Below are 18,723 nucleotides of genomic sequence, written 5' to 3' on the forward strand. Positions count from 1 at the left end.
TTTTTTGTTTGTGTTTACGCTAGGCCTTAGCTATAATGATGAACTCAGCCAGAAGCACAAGTAAGGCAGTAGCTACGCCAAGCGAATTAATTACCGTTAAAGCATCTGGGTAGCTTTCTTTCTTAAATTGCGAGAATAAAGAGACCATCCATAATACACTGAAGAATAATGCGACCAATCCGGAAATAGCCTCACTATCCACTTTTCTGCTCCGCATAAAAAATCCTACAAGGCCAACAACTGTAAAAATCATGTATATAACAAGCTCTATGGATGTGATGACAATCGCCTCGCCTGCAGAGAACAAATGCATTAACATGTATTGAATCCCTAAACAAATAAACACAAGCTGGTTAAAAGAAACTTTGTTCACTCTCATAGCTTATCTCCTTTTAATTTAAGTAAACTGCAATAAAAAGATAACGCTTTCATTATATCTATAATTAAAATAATCCTCTGTGACTTTCAGTACTCTTCCGATATCAGCCCAATCAAAACAAGCCCTGAACAAAAAAATCTCCTGGCAATATGGTTGCCGGAGATTTTATATTAGAGTTTAAATGCTGACATAAAGGATGTATCCAAAACAGCCAATTTTCTAATAAAACTTCGTCAAAAACAGGATCTCAATTAATGATGCATAATTTCACTAATTTTTAACAGCATTCAAAGCATCTAATTGGTCACTATGTCTTTTTTCTGTAAAAATAAGGCATAGGCACATACACCAGCAAGTTGCAAATGTAGAGACCATAGGAGCTACTTGTTGAGAAGCGTTTTTATTCAGTTCCATTGTTTAGTCCCCTCCTTTCAGTTTGTCATAGGGTCTGTTTTGAATACATCTCTTATGTCAGCATTGAGAATGATAGAGCGAAATTTCTATGCCACTACTTTAGATGTTTCGGTATAACTTCAATAAGTTTTTCTACAGTTAAGTCTTTGATTTCACGGACAAAAGAATCATTGATTTGGAATCCAAGTTCGTTCTCGAGATCTGTTAAAATATAAATGATATTTCTAACAGAAGTTACACCTAATAGATTGGTCGTTCTATCGAATTCTTTGACATAATTTTTGACTGTTTCTTCTATAACCTGTTCGTTTAGATACAACAACTCCTTCCCCTCCTTTAAATCATCGGAATATTATTTTGAAGCTCACTTATAATTCTTCTAAAAGCCTCTTCCTGACTTGTAGAATTAGAAAGATTAAAAGTATACATCCCCTCTTGAGAATAGGAATTGTTTTCCATTGAGTCTCGATAATCTACAGAATAGTATTCTAGTTGTCTTGCTTCTGGATTATATAAACAAACATTCTCAGAAATATGATAGTAATCAATATTAACGCCATATTTATATAAACAAGTGGACTTCATTTCTTTCAAATGAGATTCTTCGTAATTTCCGTTATACAAACTTAATATTGTGATATCTGGTGTGACTGCATTACTGATTAGGAAAGGTATATACCCATATCCATTGGGAACTGAAGTGCTATACTTAAGAATGCTTCCTGGAACTCCAATAATAATGACATCTGGATTCTCAGCTTGTTCTATATATTTAATATAGGCATTAATACTCTCGACCTGTTCTGAAAACGTTAGATCATTGCCGTCTATAATGTCTGGGATTGTATGGTATCCCCATAATCTAGATAGTGCATTGCTGGAAATCAAACTCATCTTATATCCCGAATTGCGAAAGTTTTCACTTAGTTTAAGCTGCAAATTCCATTTTCCGCAGTTTTCCCCCATCCCCATAATTAAAATAACTGGGACGTCGATACTCGCTAATACATTCTGTTTCGATATAGAAGGATGCTCTAGATCCAGACACTCCCAACCCTCTATGGTTGATTGGTTTAATACAGTTTTTAATTCAGACACGTACATAATATGCTTTCCCTTCTCTTCTGCAAGAGAAGTTAACCGGCAGTAACCTGATTCATCAACTTGAAATTGAGGCTTACATAATAACAGTACATCAACTGAGTTAATCAGATCATTTAAATAAAAGCTCTCTTCATCACATATTAAAGCCTTTTTAGTGTCGTCCACTTCATCGAATGACTCCCAGCCTTTTGGAACTACGGCATACATCAGCTCGAAATTCTGAAGCTCACTTTCTGTTAGCAATAAAGGTATCAGACCTTTGTGAAAAGGGTAAACCGCCAGTTTTTTCTTCACAGTGAAATATCCTCTCTTTTAAACTGATATTTAAATTCCCTCATCATCGTATAGTTCTTCAAATTCTCTAATGCCGACGCTTTAACCCTGTTGCATTTGCTAAGCTTATAGCTTTCTGAATAATGTTCATCCTTTCCATTATCCGCTGCAGCGGGGCATATAGAGCAGCAATGAAAGGCCCAGCATTCTTTACAGTGTTGTTCCGTAACTGCTCCAACATTCAAAATTTCTCGAACCTTTTTAATATCAAAACCATCCTGAAGATTTCCCATTTTCATTAGTGAAGAATTTTCATCTATACGCTCACAAGGAAATAAGTTACCGTTTACATCTACAAAAAGTTTTTTCAAGCCTGGTATACAAGTCCCGCTGGGATGAGCAATTTTCGGGGTCTCATTGATTGGCGAAAGAAACTCTTTGTAGCTATAAATGGTTTCGATATCACGTTTATGATAGGCCACAGGCTCTTCTTTTACTTTTCCTAGCAGCAATAGATATGCCTTCAAAGCTTCGTAATTTCGTTCTTCAAAATAAGCCTCACCATAAACGAATTCCGTCTCTGTATAGTTCATGGATAGTGTATTAAAGTTAACTTTAGAGAGGTCACTAACTCCTTCTCCCGCTCTAAAATAATCAAAGATCTCTTCAAACTTACCATCTGGACTAATAACTGTATTGAACTTCAGTTTTTGATATAGATCAGGATAGTTATCTCGAATATGTACAACATTACGATATACAATCTCATAGGAACCACGTCCATTTACAAACGTCCTATTTTCATTATGAACATCCTTCGGTCCATCCAGGCTAATCATAATGGATATGTTAAAATCACGAACGTCCCTTGCAAAACTATCATCCAGAAGTGTGCCATTAGTAGTCATACCAAAGGAAATTTCTTTGCCGCTGACTTTTTCCTGTGTATATTTCATAGTATCTATGATGAGTTTTTTTTCAATCAAAGGCTCCCCACCATAAAAAGCTACATGCAAGTGGTCCACGTCTTTAGAATGGGCTACAAGGAAATCAATCCCTTGCTGCAGAGTATCCCAGGTTATATTCAGGGCAGAATGTGAACGATTATTATAAATTTCATTGCTTGAGTAAGGACAGTAACCACAACGCAAGTTGCAATTTTGAGACATTTGAAAAGTGATTGAGTTAACACAGCGCTCTAACTGGTACTCCAACATTTGACTTGCCGGATGCTCAATTTGTAGAATCGGAGATTCAGCTAAAAGCCCTCTCTTTTGAAAATCTTTAAGCACATTTACATCAGCTTCCTCATAACTGCCTTCAGAAATATGACTTAACGCTTCATACTGATTCTGTTTGATTTTATAAATACTGTTTCTATTCATGTCATAGACGTAATGTAGATTCGCTCTCGTTTGAAAAGGAATAAAAGGCATCCGGGGTTTCCTCCCTTTGCGTACTAGTAATCATATCTCTAAAACTCTCCTGAGATGTATACAACTCATCAAAAGTTCCTATCCCAAGAACCTTGCCACCATTTAAATAAATAATCTTATCTAATCTCTTTAATACTTCCGGTCGATGCGTGATAATGATAGTCATCATATAACGATCTGAAGACAACAGTTCCTCGTTAAAAACCTGCTCCGAATAATAGTCATAGCTTGAGGTTGCTTCATCCAATAGCAGAATTTTTGTATCCTTACGTGCTAATGTTCGGGCAAGTGCTATTTTTTGTTTTTGTCCACCCGATAGTTTAGCGCCATTATAACCAATTCGAGTGTCCATTTTTTCGGGTAGGTCTTGGATAAATGAATATGCCCCTGACTGTTTGCAGCTTTCCAATATCTCAGTAAGTGTAAGCTCTTCAGAAATGTTGATATTGTTCGCCACAGTATCATTGAAAAGATAATTATTTTGAGCCATCAAGCTCCATATTGAGCGATAGGATTCAAAAGTATACTCTTTCACATCTTTATCGTTTATTTTGATGATGCCTTCAGTTGGCTCATAGAATCTTAGCAGCAGATTTACAACAGATGATTTGCCGCTGCCGTTCAAACCAATAATCGCTACTTTCTCACCTTTTTGAATGGTAAAATTCACTTGATCCAGAGCTTTTTCATTCTCATAAACCAAGGATACGTTTTCGAATTTCAGATCATTGATAGATATTGATTCTAATAATTCCTTCGCTTCCGGTTTATCAATTTCAGCATCGGTATTTAGAAATTTTAAAAACCGCTCAAAAGCTGGTTTCACGCTGGATAATTGCGTAATCAAATACGATATGATAGTAATTGGTTCAAATACCAATGATGAGTACGAAATGAAAGATACCAGACCGCCAATAGTGATTTCATCTTTTTGGATTAACCAAGCACCGTACAAGTAAAGACCACAAGTAAACAATGTCGTCATAAATGAACCCGATATACTATCAATAAATCCATAACGCATTAACTTGGATTTAGCATTTTTACTTCCATCCAGATTCACTTTCAGTTTCGCTAGTCGTTTTCCAGTAATCCCCCATACTTTTATCGCTTCAATGCCACTAATTGCATCCCCTAACCATTCTGAGAAATTTGATTGCAAGTGCATAATGATTTCATATACCTTTACTTGCTTTTTATATAAAAAACTGCTAATTAGCATTTTGACTGGAATTGTAGCGAGCATAACTAGAGTTAATTTCCAGTTAATATAAAACAATGCTGTTAAGCCGGCGAAAACTTTAAATAGATTAACGAAAGATGTTAAAAATTGCGTGTCTGTCAAAGACGATATGTTGGCGATATCTTGAAAAAGCTCAGACATCACTACTGAGAAATTTCTGTCTTTAAAAAATTTCGTGCGTACGGATAACACATGTTTACAAGCTTTCTTATTCAAGTCATATGGTATTCTCACACTTATTTCCTTGTAGTAATAGAATTGAAAAATACCAAGTAATTGTTGGATAAGGAATACTAAAAAAATTAGTCCTACGTATTGAATAACTCGATAAAAATCCAAACCAAGAATACCAATGTCAATAAGTTGCTTGGTAAACCAAGGAGTCAAAAAGCTCCCTATAGAAGTCACCAACATAACAATACTGATTATCCAAATGTTTTTACGGTAAGGATGAAATAACTCTTTAATGCTGATCCATACTACATTGTATTTCATTTCACATAACTCCCCGCGACATATACTGAGACTAGCCTCATCCCATCTCAATACCAACAAAAAGAACAACAAAAACTACAATAGCTAGCAACGCACCTACAATAACGATCGTTTTTGGTGATCTATTACCCCTGTCCATTTCAATTCCTCCTTTATCTACGCGTGTATATCTCTTTTTCCAAACGAAATATAGGTGACAGACAAACTAATAGCTATGATAATCACAGGAATCAGCACCACTTCCATAAAGCTCTTTGCTCCGGTTAGGACTATATGTTGTGAATTAACGACGTAAATTCCGGAAAACTTCATAACTTGGGTCGTTAAAGCATGGTCTGAAATCCCCCTTAACAATGCGGAGGAAGCATCACGGAAATAACCGGATATCATGAAGTCGCCAAATATAATTAGAAAAGTTACAACCACCGCTGAAGCCGTTCTTTTAATAAGAATACCTACCATAATGATTAGAGCAGCATAAGCTGATAAATAAAGGATATTTAATCCCAGTACACGGGAAACTTGAATCAAGTCAGCAGAAAAATTACGATTACCGATGTCAGTCCCAATTATCAAAGCAGCTATCATATAAGCGAGATAAAACACTACTGTAAATTGTAAAATCCACCATATAATAATTTTAAAAACAGAAAGGTATTTCCCCGTGATATAGATAAACCTACTTTGTCCGGAAGCCAGGATAACTTTGATAGATCCATATTCAAATCCTTCGGTTGCAAAAAAACATACGTAAACTGGAATAATAAAATAAAAAAATAAAGATAAAGGTGTCACAATCGTTAAGGGTTCCGCGAGATTACCGATTTCAAAACCAGCTTTACCGCCAATCCAGATTGCTAATACCAGACTTGCTATAAGGAACAGAAGAGAAATTCCCTTAAACATGATATCCCTTCTTATAAAGTAAGACTCAGCTTTCAGAAAATCCCTCATTGCTCATTCTCCTATCAGATCCATATAATAATGCTCAAGATTTGCTGTGGACAGGTTAATTCCTTCAAGTGGAATTCCATTTCTAATTAACGTTGACATTAACTGTTCAAGATCTGTCAAATCCTTGGGAACCAATATTTCTCCGGCTTCTGACAATGTGATCGAATGAATATTAAGATCGTTCTTAAGCACGTTTATTGCCGCAGCTATTTCAACGGTCTTAATACAAATTTGCGCTTCGGCTGATTGTAAGAGTTCTTCCACAGAGACTTCCTTAATGAACTGCCCTTTATGAATAAACCCGAATTTGGTAGCTAACAATTGGAGCTCACTCAAGATATGGCTGGAAATCAAGATGGTAACCCCTTTTTCATGTGCCAGCTTAGCTAATAATTTTCTCATCTCTACAATTCCTGTAGGATCAAGTCCATTAATCGGTTCATCCAAAACTAAAAATTCCGGTTCATTGAGAAGGGAAATTGCCAGCCCTAAGCGTTGACGCATGCCCAGAGAATATTCTGTTGTATTTTTATTTTCAACATCCGTTAGTCCCACTAAATTCAGCACATCTTTAATTCTCTTGAAATCCGAAATACCATGAATCTTGCAATAAAAGCTTAAATTCTCTTCAGCATTCATATGGGGGTAGAGGGCAGGTAGCTCTATTAAAACCCCCATTTTTTTTCTTACCCGTGCGATGTCCTTCTCACTACTTTTACCCATCAATTGGATAGTCCCTTTTGTAGGGTAAACTAATCCACTAATTATTTTCATGAGTGTGGTTTTACCTGCTCCATTCTCACCTACAAAGCCATAGATATCACCCTGTTTAATCTGCATATTTATATTTTGAAGCGCATTTGCACTGCCGTACTGTTTAGTTAATCCCTCAGCTTCAAAGATTGTTGTATTCATTTTTCAACTCCTCCATTGCCTCTGCTACTACTAATTGATATTAAATTAGCATGTTTACTAGACTTACTAATCGCCATGGTAAAAAACACGGGAATAAATGTAACTTTCGCCGCTTCCAAGTGATCCCTAAAAGGATAAAGGTTGATTATAATCCCATATAATGTATTATTATTTATAACACAGGAGGGGAATTTCACATGATACATATTGCTATTTGTGATGATGATTTCAAGACAACAGAATATATTGAGAGATTGATCCTCAACCATCCCATTCAGCAGACCGTAAAGATAGAGGTATCCATATTCTATTCTGGTGAAAGCTTCACGAAAGCCATTCAACATGGTTGTCCATTTGATCTTATTTTTATGGATATAGAAATGAAGGGAATAAGCGGAATAACAGCGGGTCATATATTACGGAGAGATTGTGATAATGATAGGGTTCGGTTGATTTACGTATCGAGCCACGAAGAGTATCATGTTCAACTATTTGACGTTCAACCTTCTGGTTTTATAAAGAAGCCTATACATAACGAGTCTTTTGATAAAAAACTAATCTCTATGATTCAGCAAATAAAGGTCAAGCGTCAGCAAAATCAACCAAAATTACTGCCTGTACACCAAAGTGGAACTAAACTACTTATTCCAATCCGTAATATTATGTACTTGGCAAGTGATCGCCGAAAAATCATTTTGCAAACAACGGAAGATCAAACGGAATATTACAGTACTTTATCTATAGAAGAAGGAAAGCTACCTTCGAAGCAGTTTGTGCGGATTCATCAATCGTATCTTGTGAATTTCGATTACATAAAACAAATTCAGGGCAAAAAAATTGTATTAACGAGTGGGGAAGAACTTCCGATTAGCGATAAGCAAAGCACCGTAGTGAAAAAGAGTTATTTGCAATTCAGGGGGAGTCTGCTTGAATAATATTCTACTGGATGAGCTGTTCTATGCCCTCACACTGGCAGCTCTCCCATTTATCATTCATTATTTCTATGACCATTGTTTCCCACGGCTTTGGGAATCCAAAGTAATCCTTTATTCCGTATACACTGCTTATTATATTTTCGTACTCCTCCTTCATTACAGCCCACTCCCCGGCTTATGGATGCTAGGGCTTAATATAGTGGGGATCGTTCTCTTGTCCTTTTTGTATAAAGGAAAAATACAATGGCGTATTGGTGCTGCTTTATTTATAGTCGCACTGATTATTCTTTCAGATGCAGCTACTGCACCTGTGTATACGACAAGCGGATACATCTTTACCTTGTTTTTGTCGAAGATTCTGATGTTTATACTGGTACAGATCACGCTTCGTTTTACCAAAGCTTTTGGCGAGGGTAGTCTAAGCAGTTGGTATTGGATCGGGCTGTTCTGCTTTCCGTTTATCAGCATCCTCAGTATTGCAAAATTATCGGGCGAGCTGTCATTGCGGGAATATCCGGCGTTGTATCCGACTTTGTCCGGAGGATTGCTGTTAATCAACTTCCTGATCATTCTTTTGTGTGATCGTGTATTAACCATACAATCGGCACAGAATAAAAACTACTTGTTGGAACAGCAGAACACCTACTATATGAACCAGTATCTGCTCACGAAAGAAAGGCAGCAAGAAGTCTTTACGTTTCAACATGATTTCAGGAATATCTTGCTCGGCCTGAGGTCTCAATTACAAGCTGGGGAAAAAGAAGCTGGACTGAATGATGTGGATAAGCTTCTTGGAGTAATAGAACTCTCTTCAGGTGAAAGTAATACCGGCTCCATCCTAATCGACTCTATCATTAATTACAAGTCGCAATTTTCCAAAAAGCTGGGTATCTCCTTTCAAACGGATATTAAGATTCCACCTCAGCTTGACCTTGATGCTTATGCATTTAGCATTATTCTAGGGAACACCCTTGATAATGCCATAGAAGCATGCAAGCATCCAGGTGTGACTCAGCCCTATATTAAATTCCAACTTCATTATCATAAGGGTACTTTATTTATCAGAATACAGAATCCATATCAGCATTCAATACGTATGAATCATTTCGGGGAATTAGCCACAACAAAACGAGACAAGCATTTTCATGGTATCGGTCTAAAAAGCGTAAAGAATGCGGTAGAAGAAATCGGCGGAATATGGGATATCACCTATGAAAACCAAATTTTCCAAGTGGAAATTTGTCTTTTTAACATTGAGATCTTATCAGTTGCGGAAACTGAGCAAAAATGCACCTCATAGAAAGACATCGAACCCAGAGGGTTTTCCAATGTTTATTCTAAGGGGTGCATTTCAGTCACAAGTATTCTTCTATTCTTTTACTTACGGTTCGATTGTAAATTTAAACGAAAACGAAATACTGCATCTTCACCGTACCACATAGGGAAATTGGTACCCCAGATATTGTTGTGCAAATTAAAATGCCATCCTTTATCTAGAGAAACAAAAGAATTATCAAATTGTAGCAGTCTTTTTTGACCCGGTGCAGCCAAAGCAGCATCCATGGTTTCGATAAAGGCGCTCCCATCTGCCCCCTGATAACTAACGCCACGTCCAATTGCATGAAGATTACGATTCCCGTCCTTCACTACACGCAAAGGTGAGACTGGCAAGCCCATCTTATCCATCATCCAAAGATTTGGATTATCGATATTCAATGCACAACCGAACCAGCTTGCTTCTGGAAGGCGGTTCGCTTCTTTTCCGAACCATTGCAGTGATACTTCAACCGTACCTTCATGCTCAAAATCATACACTAATTCAAGTTCCTTCGGCGCACCATATAATTCATAGGCTTGTACCGGCATGCGTAAACGTAGCAAGAACCGTTTGCCGTTTACTCGCTTCATATCAGTTACGATGGGCTCATATAACTGATGGCTAGGTAATGGTCGAACAAATTCAAAGCCAGGCTTATTAAAGTCGGCATCAGACCATGGATGGGTGAAGCCTAAATTTTGCATATAGGTACGGAAGTATCTGGCGTAGTCCTCCGTTCCAAATGTCTCATAGGCGTAAACGCCGAACGGATGGCTTTCGTCTATCCATACTTTCTCATTAGCGTCCGATAAATGAACAAGTGAGCCATTCACGCCAAAGGTCAGTTTGTAACCTTCAACCGCGTACACCTCTTGGACACTAACCTGCTCAGCATCAGCGGAACAATCTTTCCTCGTAGGCTCTAGCCTACCGAACGCTTCCTTTGCCTCCGCTTGTTTATCTTTATCCAGGCATGCGACTGCCTGATCCAGATAGCCTCGTTGCTCCGCCCAAGAACGTTCGATCATCGAATACTTTCGGACGCTCTGTTCTGAGGAAAATAAACCACTAGAATGTTTATCGAATTCATCCATAGCGAATGCACCAATATAATTGAATTTCGCAGGAATATCGTCTACATCAATCTCGTCCTTGATTCTAGCATCATTGAAATCTATTTTCGCATAGTTTCGAAAGTCAGGAAGCCATTTCTTTACGTCTAAACCCCATGTATGCTCTGCTACCATCAACATAGCATCGCTCATCCCTTTATAGGCAGTACTATGCTCGTCTAAGCTTCCTTCGGACAGCCATTTGCTTCTCAAACGTTGAAGCTCACGAAGCTTGGCAAGTTTTAATGGATCTGTCCCTGCACCATGAATCCAAGTATCACCGATTTCTTCACTAACCACAGGAAGCTGCTCGCGAACTTGCATAAGACTTCTTGCAAATGCATCTAGTGAAGACGCTATAATCTCAGCGTCAGGGTATCGTTCTTGGATTTCACGGAACTGCTCTTCGATTTCCTCAGCACTTGGCGGCCCACAATTGTCACCTGTATGCGCAAATAGCAATATATCGTCGATCCCTTCAATCTCAACCGGCTCTCCGTAGCTTCCGGCATAGTTCACAATTAATTCGCTGCCATCCTCTGCCTGCCAGCGAAACAGCTTTGGTACATCAGGACGCATAGATGCTGGGTTAACTCCGAGATGCATATACTGAATGCCTGCTTTCTGCATATACGGAACCATGGACAGGGTATGACCTGGCACATCCGTCATTTTGGCGGCTATCGTTTGTTTTCCAAATTGTTGATCAAGCTCTTGGCTGATCGTTAGCCCGTATTGGAAAAGCTCCTTATCCATAAGCTCTGTATGTGTAGTGAACGGTAACCCATGCCACACTATATGTCCTTTACGAATTGCCTTCTCCATCGCTTCTCTTTCCGAAGCAGGTGCGCGATCCAAATAATAACGAATTAGCCAGGATCCAGTCGTCCATACAAATTGCGCGCGGCCTCCTTCAGCCTCTAATGTATCGGCCAAAGCGATCGCTTTCGGAATATACTCTTCCATGTATTGTCTTAATACATGCGCAGCCAAATTCGTGAACCCAATATCCAAATGCGTTTTAAATACAACATGGACCTTCTTAGTGTTATTCATTTTCCCGACCTGCTTCCGTTAGATTATGGCTTATAGAAAACTGGAATTTCCAACGATCTATTTTCAGATTATTATATGTCACTGATCTATACAACCAAATAGTCCGAAATAATAACATTAAATAATATGAAAAATACAATGTCGAAATTTTATATCACTGATATAAAAAAACTCTTCCCTCCACAAAAATGTGGGGAAAGAGCCTCAAAAGTTAATTTACAAGCGAATTATTTAATAACGTTGGGTCTAACGGAGCTTCGCTCGACGATGGTGGTATCAATCTTAATCGTTAGCGCCCCTTCACGTGAATTATCCATCCGTTTAACAACTCGCTGGACAGCTGCTTGTCCGAGTTTCTCTGTAGCTTGTCTTGCTGTAGTTAATGGAACCGGCAGCAAGCTTGCCAATTGAATGTCGGTAAACCCTATGATAGACAAATGATCCGGAACCAATATTTGCATGGAGATTGCCGTATACAAGCATGATGCAGCGATATAGTCGTCTGCACATACGACTGCACTTAAAGCGGAATTATTACCTAAAAACGACGCCAACTGCACATTCGGAGCATTCAACTGATGCATATAATCTTCTGAGCAGCTCAAGTAAATTTTACGGCTGTTTACCGGCAGATCATGATCCAGCATAGCTTGAAGATAACCTCTATACCGGTCTTCCCTGCTCGTCACACCATCAAATGCCATTGAAAGATATCCGATTTCCTGATGGCCTTTCTCAATCAAATACTGGGTGGTTTTATAAGCCCCTTGGTAATGATCATGGTAGACACAGTCAATCTGCACCTCTCGAAAGATACGATCAATGATAACTAGAGGGTAGTTTAATAGACTAAGCTCCAATACTTTCTCACTGCACTGCTTACTCCCACGCGGATATAAAATAATACCCTCCACTTGATCATCGTACAGTTCTTGCAAGCATATGCTTTCGTCTTCTTTGTTCCCAGTCATTCGAATGAGTAAATGACAATTCGCTTCACGCGCTTCTTTTTCGACGGAAGTAATTATTCTACCAATATAATCATCCATATTAGGAATCACCAATGCAATCCTTCGTATCGGTTTCTTCTCCTCGATCACCTTCTCCAGCATCTGTTCACCGGAATGTGTATGCTGGTAATCAGCGGATATGAATGTCCCACGACGGGCATGGCGATAAACGATCCCTTTTTTCTCCAAGATCTGCAGAGCAAGCTTCGCCGTCATGCGACTGACACCGTACAACTTCGCAATTTCCCCTTCAGATGGGACAAGATCATGTGACTGAAGCCTTCTCTTCCTTATTTCTTCCATAACATGATTTGCTGTCTGTATATATAATAGCGGTTTCCGCTCTTTTTGATGATCCTGATTATCCATTCGAGTCTTCACCCTTTACTCTTCTATGCCGTTAGTCTAAATATTTCGAATGGGACATCTTGTTCTCAAAATAGAATGAACAGTGGATTTATATGCTGCGTTATCAATTAGGAGGTCAACCACTTGAAAAATAAAGAATCATTTGTATTCGTTACAATCCCACTATCCGAGATCAAGAAATTCATTCTTATTGACTTTGTAGCTGGAACGGTCATTTACTTTGCCATAAGGTTTCCCTTACATTCCTTTATAGCCGCCTCAGCCGGCAGCATGTTCGGCCCAATACTCATTCGCCAATCCATGAAATTGGTTCAGAATCGCGCTAAAGCTTAAACCATAAAAGGCAAGCTTTCAACCTTGCTGTATGTATTTTAGAAATTGTTCAATCTGTTTTTTATGATGCTTATCATGTGGTATAAAACTTCTCATATACTTGCGAACACTGAACTTCTTGCGGTCTCCATCCTTATATTCCAAATCACATTCTTCATCCGATAATCCAGAGACTGCATCTAAAATTCTAGATCTGTAGAGCACAAATTGTTCAATCAAGGTTTGCTTGGATAACAATTTGGCATACTCAATCGCGTTAGCATTAAATTCGTTAAAATCCAAATGTTTCGTTGTTAGTGGTTCTTTCAAAATAATCTTCTTAATAGCACCTTCATAGAAATATTTATCCCAGAGCATGAGGTGACAGAGAATATCCTTCACGGTCCATTTACCAGTAGCTATGGGCTTATCCCAATGTTTATCTGGCACCTCTTCTAATGATTTCACGAATGGAATAAGAGACTTAAATTCGAGTATCATTTGCTCCTTTGATTTTACTGCCATAGAAGCTAACCTCCGTGTGAATATAAAATAGAATAGCAAAAATATTATGCAGCATCATCCTTAGAAGCAGTTATTAGATCAGCCTCAGTAGATTCTGGATTCAGCCAAATCTCAATCATATCATGGGTACGCTTTACATCATTTTCATCGAGTATATAATACCATTGATCCGTATGTTTTCCTTCCCCTTGGAGCATATGACTCGTTATTTCAGGGGTTCCACCTTCAAGAATTACCTTCTTAGCCAAATCCAAAATAAAATCTGACTTCATATTGGTTTTAAAGTTACTGCCAGCAATTTCAATAATGTTCTGTATATTAAGAATATTATCTATTCTTTTCATCCGATCAAGCGCTGCTTTTAGGAAAATCCGTTGTCTCTCTGTTCGCTTAAAATCAGAATCTTCCCGATATCTTACATACATTAAAGCTTCCTTACCGGAATAGATCGGTTTGTTCGGCTCAATTCTTAGTTTCTCATGATCGGGGCTCTTATTCTCTATCACCTTGGTGATTGGAAGCACCACTCCTCCAAGAGCATCTGTAACACCCACAAGCCCATTAAAATTAATAGTAGCATAGTAATCAATAGGTGCGTTCAGTAGATTCTTAACGGTATCCACACTCATCTGAGGACCACCGTAGGAATGCGCTGCATTAATCTTGGTTTCTTTTCGTGCTCCTTTGATATTTTCTGCTCCAATAATTTCAGTATATGAATCACGGGGAATGGAGACGAGCAGTGCTTTATGGTCTACAGGTCGAATAACTGTATAAATAATAGAATCAGATAGTCCGTTTTCTTTGCCACGCTGATCGGTGCCTAGTAGAAGGATAGAGAAAGGACGGTCTTTATTTTCCGTCGTTGCTTGTAATCCAGATTCTTCAGTGTCTTCCAACGGCACATAAGACTCTTCAAGGGTGTGTTCAATAGTTGGTGCTACAACATTATCAAACCCAAAAATCATTAGTTCTTTACGGAAAATAAAGGATCCCAGCCCAACAAGAAGTAAGGTAGCGATCGAAAAGTACCAAATCTTCATTTTCTTGCTGATTTTATTCTTTTTCACTTTCTTTTTCTCGATTCTACTTAATGCAAATGAAGCAGGTGGATGAGTGCTCTGTTTATTTTTCATTTGAATGAATTACCCTTTCTGTTTATGCGACTTCTCACCATTAATGAACATCACTTTTTATTTGTGCCTACCCTCCATTACCTAAATATCCCATTATTATAGACGATCATTGGATCGATAAGTTTCTTTTTATAAGAAATTTTTGAGGCAAAAAAAAGACCACATCCTATCAAGGATGGGTCTGCAAAGTTTATTGTGGTTACATTAGGTTTTGTTCAGGATCGTATCGATTTCACTTTTCAGTAAAAGATACCTGACAACACTTCTCATAATTGGGACTTTGGTTAACTTATGCTGGTCTACATAGCTTTTCATTTGATCTTTAGACAGACCAAGCAAGCTACCGGCTTCAGACACAGTCAATACTTCTTTGTTGCTTGTAGCGTTAAAGGTTTTCTTCACTTTTAAATTCCAGTCTTCAAACACCTGCACTTACATCCGCCACCTTTCTACTAAGCGAGAAATATAAGACATAAAGTATTGTGTGAAACTTATAATTTCTTATATTTAAAAAAATCCCCAAACTATAAGTTTGGGGATTCTTTTCACAACTTTAGAGTTTTACAACATTCTCAGCTTGTTGACCACGATTGCCTTGAACTACGTTAAATTCTACACGTTGTCCTTCATCCAAAGACTTGAATCCGTCACCAGTGATTGCGCTGAAATGTACGAATACGTCTTCTCCGCCTTCAACCTCGATAAAACCAAAGCCTTTGTCTGCGTTAAACCATTTCACTGTTCCTGTTTGCATAATATAATTACCACCTTTTTTTAATTTACATGTTATTCTTATCCCAAAAAAATCTCTTACAAAATCTCTAAAAAAATAAAAATTCACATATGGTACAAGGTTATTGTCATCTTAAGAATAACCCTCTACGCTATGTGAATTAGCAGGTAACTACTTTCGATATATTGATTATAGCACATCCGATGGCATGTAGATACCTTTTAGATTATGTAAGAAATGGAAAAAACCCTAATCCTTTATAAAAGGACAGGGTTTCCCACCTGTAATCACGATATCACATCAGTTTAAATTTTAAAATAAGACAATTTGTCCAGCAAATCTTGCACCATTGAGCTAAGGGATTCCGTCGAAGCTGAGATCTCTTCCATAGAAGCAAGCTGCTCCTCTGAGGCTGCTGCTACACTTTGTGAATCTGCGGACGCTTCTGATGCAAGTTCGGCTAATACTTTTACACTAGCTGAAATTTGCTCTGTACCAGCAGTCATCTGCTGTGCAGCTGCAGATACTTCCTGAATCTGATCTGTAACCTGTGTCATTTCAGCAAGAATCGATGTAAACAAAAGATCACTGTCAGATACACCCTGCACACCGATACGTACTTGCTCATTACCAACGGCCATAGCCTGTGAGGCTTGATTAGTATCTTGGACCACATGTTCGACTAATTCAGTAACTTGTTCGGCAGCTTGTTTCGTTTGATCCGCCAACATCCGTATTTCCGAAGCTACTACAGCAAATCCACGACCTTGTTCACCCACTCTGGATGCTTCAATTGCTGCGTTTAATGCCAATAGATTAGTCTGCTTACTAATATTTGAGATCAGACCAATAATCCCACTAATCTGTACAGATCTTTCACCTAGTCGTTCAATCGCCAGACTGGTCTCGTCCACGGATTGCTTAAGCTCTGTCATCTGGTTCACCGCCATTTGAAGCTGTGCACTGCCTCTCTTCGTTTGATCGGTTACTTCGTCTGCAGATGCAGACACCGCTGATGAAGAGTCAGCGATACGTTGCACTCCAATGCTAAGATCGCTCATGGCCAGAGAAGATTCTCCTGCATAACCATTCTGCAGTTGCGCTCCCTCGGCGACTCGTCCAATAGCCACAGCAATCTGTTCAGCAGCTTTCCCTGTCTGTTCCGCGTTCGCTGTCAACTCTTCAGAAGTAGCACCCACTGACATCGATAAATCAGCCACAAGTCCAAACATTTCTCGAAGCTTATATGTCATCTGATTAAAATGTGAAGACATCTTACCGAATTCATCATCATTTCGAACCTGCAATGTTTGTGTTAAGTCCCCTTGAGCCATAAGCTGCAATTTCTCAGATAATACTCGAAGCGGTTTGATCACCATTAACCATAATTGTAAGACTATAACTATTCCTAGAATCAGCATCCCAACAATCATGATAATAAATGATTCTGTTTTCGTTTGTTCGTAATCAGCCATGATTGTAGCTTTAGGAATCGCAGTCTGCGTATACCATACCTGATCGCTTTCTGGCAGTGGAATCGGAACAAAAATACGAAGTACATTTTCTCCTTTCGAATTATTGGTGTACCCCTGAACCGACTTCCCATTCTTCACTTGTCTCCACAGTGCAGCTTTCTCTTCCGTATCACCGAAATCTTTAAGTACACTTTCTGGATCATTAGGATTAGCTGCATATTTACCATTACCCGTGACTAGAGAAACGTATCCACCCATAGGTTTATATTTCTCAGCATCCTCCTGGAGCTTTGATAACGAAACATCAAATCCTACCGTCCCAAGAAAAGTGCCCGATTTGTCCAAAATGGGCAGCATAACCGAAATCATCTCTATAGCCCCACCAGTCGTCTCATAGGAATAGGGTTCAATGTAGATCGGTTTTTTCTCTTTTTTAGGTATAAGGTAATAATCACCCGCACCTTCTACATCGTAATTCTTTAAGGGTTCAACCGTTATTGAACCTTGATTCCTAAGAACATAAGGAATAAAACGCCCCGTACCATCATCATATGGCGTCTTATTGATATTAGCCTGATCATTTTGATCGAAGGCATTGGGTTCCCACACTGTACTAATTGCAAAAAGCTCGGGTCTATTCTCAAGCATCGATTTCATTGTAGAAATAACTTCTTCACGACTCAAAGTTTGATGTTCTCTTGATTCAACCAGTACTTCTGTGAATACCTTTGCTGCCGACTCTATGTCTACCATACTATTCTGAATAGTTTCCGCATAACTTCGCCCAGCAACTTCCGCCTCTAGTTCACCGTTCGATATGCTCACACTTCGCAGATTAAGCAGATTCGCGATTAGACTAAAGAAAAAGATAACAATGATAACTAAACTTACTACCAGAACAAATTTAACCGTTAAAGAAAGCCTACGATATAACGCCATCTGAACAACTCCACTCTAGGATAATATACCTTATCTTTAATCGACAAATTACGACTATCATTAAATAGGTCTTTTCACCTATAATTAAATAATAAAATTTAAAACACCTATCCCTTCAAAAAGTATGTTTAAATAAAAGTAGCCTAACTAAAAAAATCTCAATACAAAGGAGTTCATGCCGATGGAAATATCCTCTTTTTTGTTGCCTAAAGATCAAGTTGCCTATATCACTAACTCACTATCCATGCTGGAAGCCTTAGAACAATTAGAGCAGCACCATTATACGGCTATCCCTATTATTGATAATGAAGGAAAATATGTAGGAACACTTTCGGAAGGTGATCTATTGTGGAAGCTGAAAAACACAGCAGGTCTAACTTTTGACAATATAGGAGAAGTTCCAGTAAGCGATATCCAGAAGCATGTTCATAACGAGAGCGTTCTCATAAATGCCGAAATGGAGGATATGCTGACGCTCGCCGCAGATCAGAATTTTGTTCCTGTGATTGATAAAGAAGGCGTGTTTGTCGGAATTATTCGTCGAAAAGATATCATTGAATATTATACTCGCAACATTACTGATTAACTGA

19 protein-coding genes are annotated in these 18,723 nt (G+C 38.5%); 4 read left to right on the top strand and 15 right to left on the bottom strand.

Going from position 1 to position 18,723, the window contains the following annotated elements; genetic code table 11:
- Positions 1-19: 19 nt before the first annotated feature.
- The 8 genes from MKY19_RS20290 to MKY19_RS20325 form a co-directional block, all read right to left on the bottom strand.
- The gene (locus MKY19_RS20290) at positions 20-379 is read right to left on the bottom strand and encodes a hypothetical protein (RefSeq protein WP_339266051.1); all 360 of its coding nucleotides are present in this window, start codon (positions 377-379) and stop codon (positions 20-22) included.
- A 270-nt stretch (positions 380-649) separates the two neighbouring features.
- Positions 650-793: a hypothetical protein gene (locus tag MKY19_RS20295; RefSeq protein WP_280786537.1), complete on the bottom strand. Its 144-nt coding sequence runs from the start codon at positions 791-793 to the stop codon at positions 650-652.
- A gap of 94 nt (positions 794-887) precedes the next feature.
- A complete protein-coding gene (locus tag MKY19_RS20300; RefSeq protein ID WP_042189946.1) occupies positions 888-1,115 on the bottom strand; it encodes a hypothetical protein in 228 nt (75 codons plus the stop codon).
- Positions 1,116-1,129: 14 nt separating this feature from the next.
- A complete protein-coding gene (locus MKY19_RS20305; protein ID WP_339797267.1) occupies positions 1,130-2,191 on the bottom strand; it encodes a TIGR04066 family peptide maturation system protein in 1,062 nt (353 codons plus the stop codon).
- On the bottom strand, positions 2,188-3,606 hold the full coding sequence (locus MKY19_RS20310) for a radical SAM protein (protein ID WP_339797270.1): 1,419 nt from the start codon (positions 3,604-3,606) through the stop codon (positions 2,188-2,190). The genes MKY19_RS20305 and MKY19_RS20310 overlap by 4 nt, the downstream gene beginning before the upstream one ends.
- Positions 3,557-5,344, bottom strand: coding sequence for an ABC transporter ATP-binding protein (locus MKY19_RS20315; RefSeq protein WP_339266058.1), 1,788 nt, complete (start codon positions 5,342-5,344; stop codon positions 3,557-3,559). The genes MKY19_RS20310 and MKY19_RS20315 overlap by 50 nt, the downstream gene beginning before the upstream one ends.
- Before the next feature lie 156 nt (positions 5,345-5,500).
- Positions 5,501-6,298 carry a hypothetical protein gene (locus MKY19_RS20320; protein ID WP_339797273.1) on the bottom strand — a complete coding sequence of 266 codons (798 nt, stop codon included), beginning with the start codon at positions 6,296-6,298 and terminating at the stop codon, positions 5,501-5,503.
- A 3-nt stretch (positions 6,299-6,301) separates the two neighbouring features.
- The gene (locus MKY19_RS20325) at positions 6,302-7,213 is read right to left on the bottom strand and encodes an ATP-binding cassette domain-containing protein (RefSeq protein ID WP_339266060.1); all 912 of its coding nucleotides are present in this window, start codon (positions 7,211-7,213) and stop codon (positions 6,302-6,304) included.
- Positions 7,214-7,410: 197 nt separating this feature from the next.
- Between MKY19_RS20325 and MKY19_RS20330 the strand changes: the two genes are divergently transcribed.
- Both MKY19_RS20330 and MKY19_RS20335 read left to right on the top strand, forming a co-directional pair.
- On the top strand, positions 7,411-8,148 hold the full coding sequence (locus MKY19_RS20330) for a LytTR family DNA-binding domain-containing protein (RefSeq protein WP_339797275.1): 738 nt from the start codon (positions 7,411-7,413) through the stop codon (positions 8,146-8,148).
- Complete coding sequence (locus MKY19_RS20335) at positions 8,141-9,448, top strand: GHKL domain-containing protein (RefSeq protein ID WP_339797278.1); 1,308 nt, start codon at positions 8,141-8,143, stop codon at positions 9,446-9,448. Before MKY19_RS20330 ends, MKY19_RS20335 begins: the two co-directional genes overlap by 8 nt.
- Positions 9,449-9,525: 77 nt before the next feature.
- On the opposite strand, the gene MKY19_RS20340 is transcribed toward MKY19_RS20335, so the two are convergent.
- Both MKY19_RS20340 and MKY19_RS20345 read right to left on the bottom strand, forming a co-directional pair.
- A complete protein-coding gene (locus tag MKY19_RS20340) occupies positions 9,526-11,634 on the bottom strand; it encodes a DUF5054 domain-containing protein (protein ID WP_339797281.1) in 2,109 nt (702 codons plus the stop codon).
- Positions 11,635-11,861: 227 nt separating this feature from the next.
- The gene (locus MKY19_RS20345) at positions 11,862-13,013 is read right to left on the bottom strand and encodes a GntR family transcriptional regulator (RefSeq protein ID WP_339797283.1); all 1,152 of its coding nucleotides are present in this window, start codon (positions 13,011-13,013) and stop codon (positions 11,862-11,864) included.
- Between the two features lie 123 nt (positions 13,014-13,136).
- Here MKY19_RS20345 and MKY19_RS20350 point away from each other — a divergent pair, with 123 nt between their 5' ends.
- Positions 13,137-13,346 (top strand): hypothetical protein, encoded by a 210-nt coding sequence (locus tag MKY19_RS20350; RefSeq protein ID WP_042189964.1) that lies wholly within the window; start codon positions 13,137-13,139, stop codon positions 13,344-13,346.
- 18 nt (positions 13,347-13,364) lie between these two features.
- Here the strand turns inward: MKY19_RS20350 and MKY19_RS20355 are convergent, their stop codons facing one another.
- From MKY19_RS20355 to MKY19_RS20375, 5 genes are all read right to left on the bottom strand, one after another.
- Positions 13,365-13,850 carry a DinB family protein gene (locus MKY19_RS20355; RefSeq protein ID WP_042189967.1) on the bottom strand — a complete coding sequence of 162 codons (486 nt, stop codon included), beginning with the start codon at positions 13,848-13,850 and terminating at the stop codon, positions 13,365-13,367.
- A 44-nt stretch (positions 13,851-13,894) separates the two neighbouring features.
- Positions 13,895-14,893: an LCP family protein gene (locus tag MKY19_RS20360; protein ID WP_339797287.1), complete on the bottom strand. Its 999-nt coding sequence runs from the start codon at positions 14,891-14,893 to the stop codon at positions 13,895-13,897.
- A 297-nt stretch (positions 14,894-15,190) separates the two neighbouring features.
- Entirely contained in the window at positions 15,191-15,418 is a 228-nt protein-coding gene (locus MKY19_RS20365; RefSeq protein ID WP_042189969.1) for a helix-turn-helix domain-containing protein, read from the bottom strand.
- A gap of 121 nt (positions 15,419-15,539) precedes the next feature.
- The gene (locus tag MKY19_RS20370; protein WP_036685790.1) at positions 15,540-15,740 is read right to left on the bottom strand and encodes a cold-shock protein; all 201 of its coding nucleotides are present in this window, start codon (positions 15,738-15,740) and stop codon (positions 15,540-15,542) included.
- A gap of 284 nt (positions 15,741-16,024) precedes the next feature.
- Positions 16,025-18,133 carry a methyl-accepting chemotaxis protein gene (locus MKY19_RS20375; protein WP_339266073.1) on the bottom strand — a complete coding sequence of 703 codons (2,109 nt, stop codon included), beginning with the start codon at positions 18,131-18,133 and terminating at the stop codon, positions 16,025-16,027.
- Positions 18,134-18,314: 181 nt separating this feature from the next.
- Between MKY19_RS20375 and MKY19_RS20380 the strand changes: the two genes are divergently transcribed.
- Positions 18,315-18,719, top strand: coding sequence for a CBS domain-containing protein (locus tag MKY19_RS20380; RefSeq protein WP_042189973.1), 405 nt, complete (start codon positions 18,315-18,317; stop codon positions 18,717-18,719).
- The last annotated feature ends 4 nt before the right edge of the window (positions 18,720-18,723 follow it).

It is taken from the genome of Paenibacillus sp. FSL R5-0744 (assembly GCF_037972555.1).
Taxonomy (GTDB): domain Bacteria; phylum Bacillota; class Bacilli; order Paenibacillales; family Paenibacillaceae; genus Paenibacillus_AQ.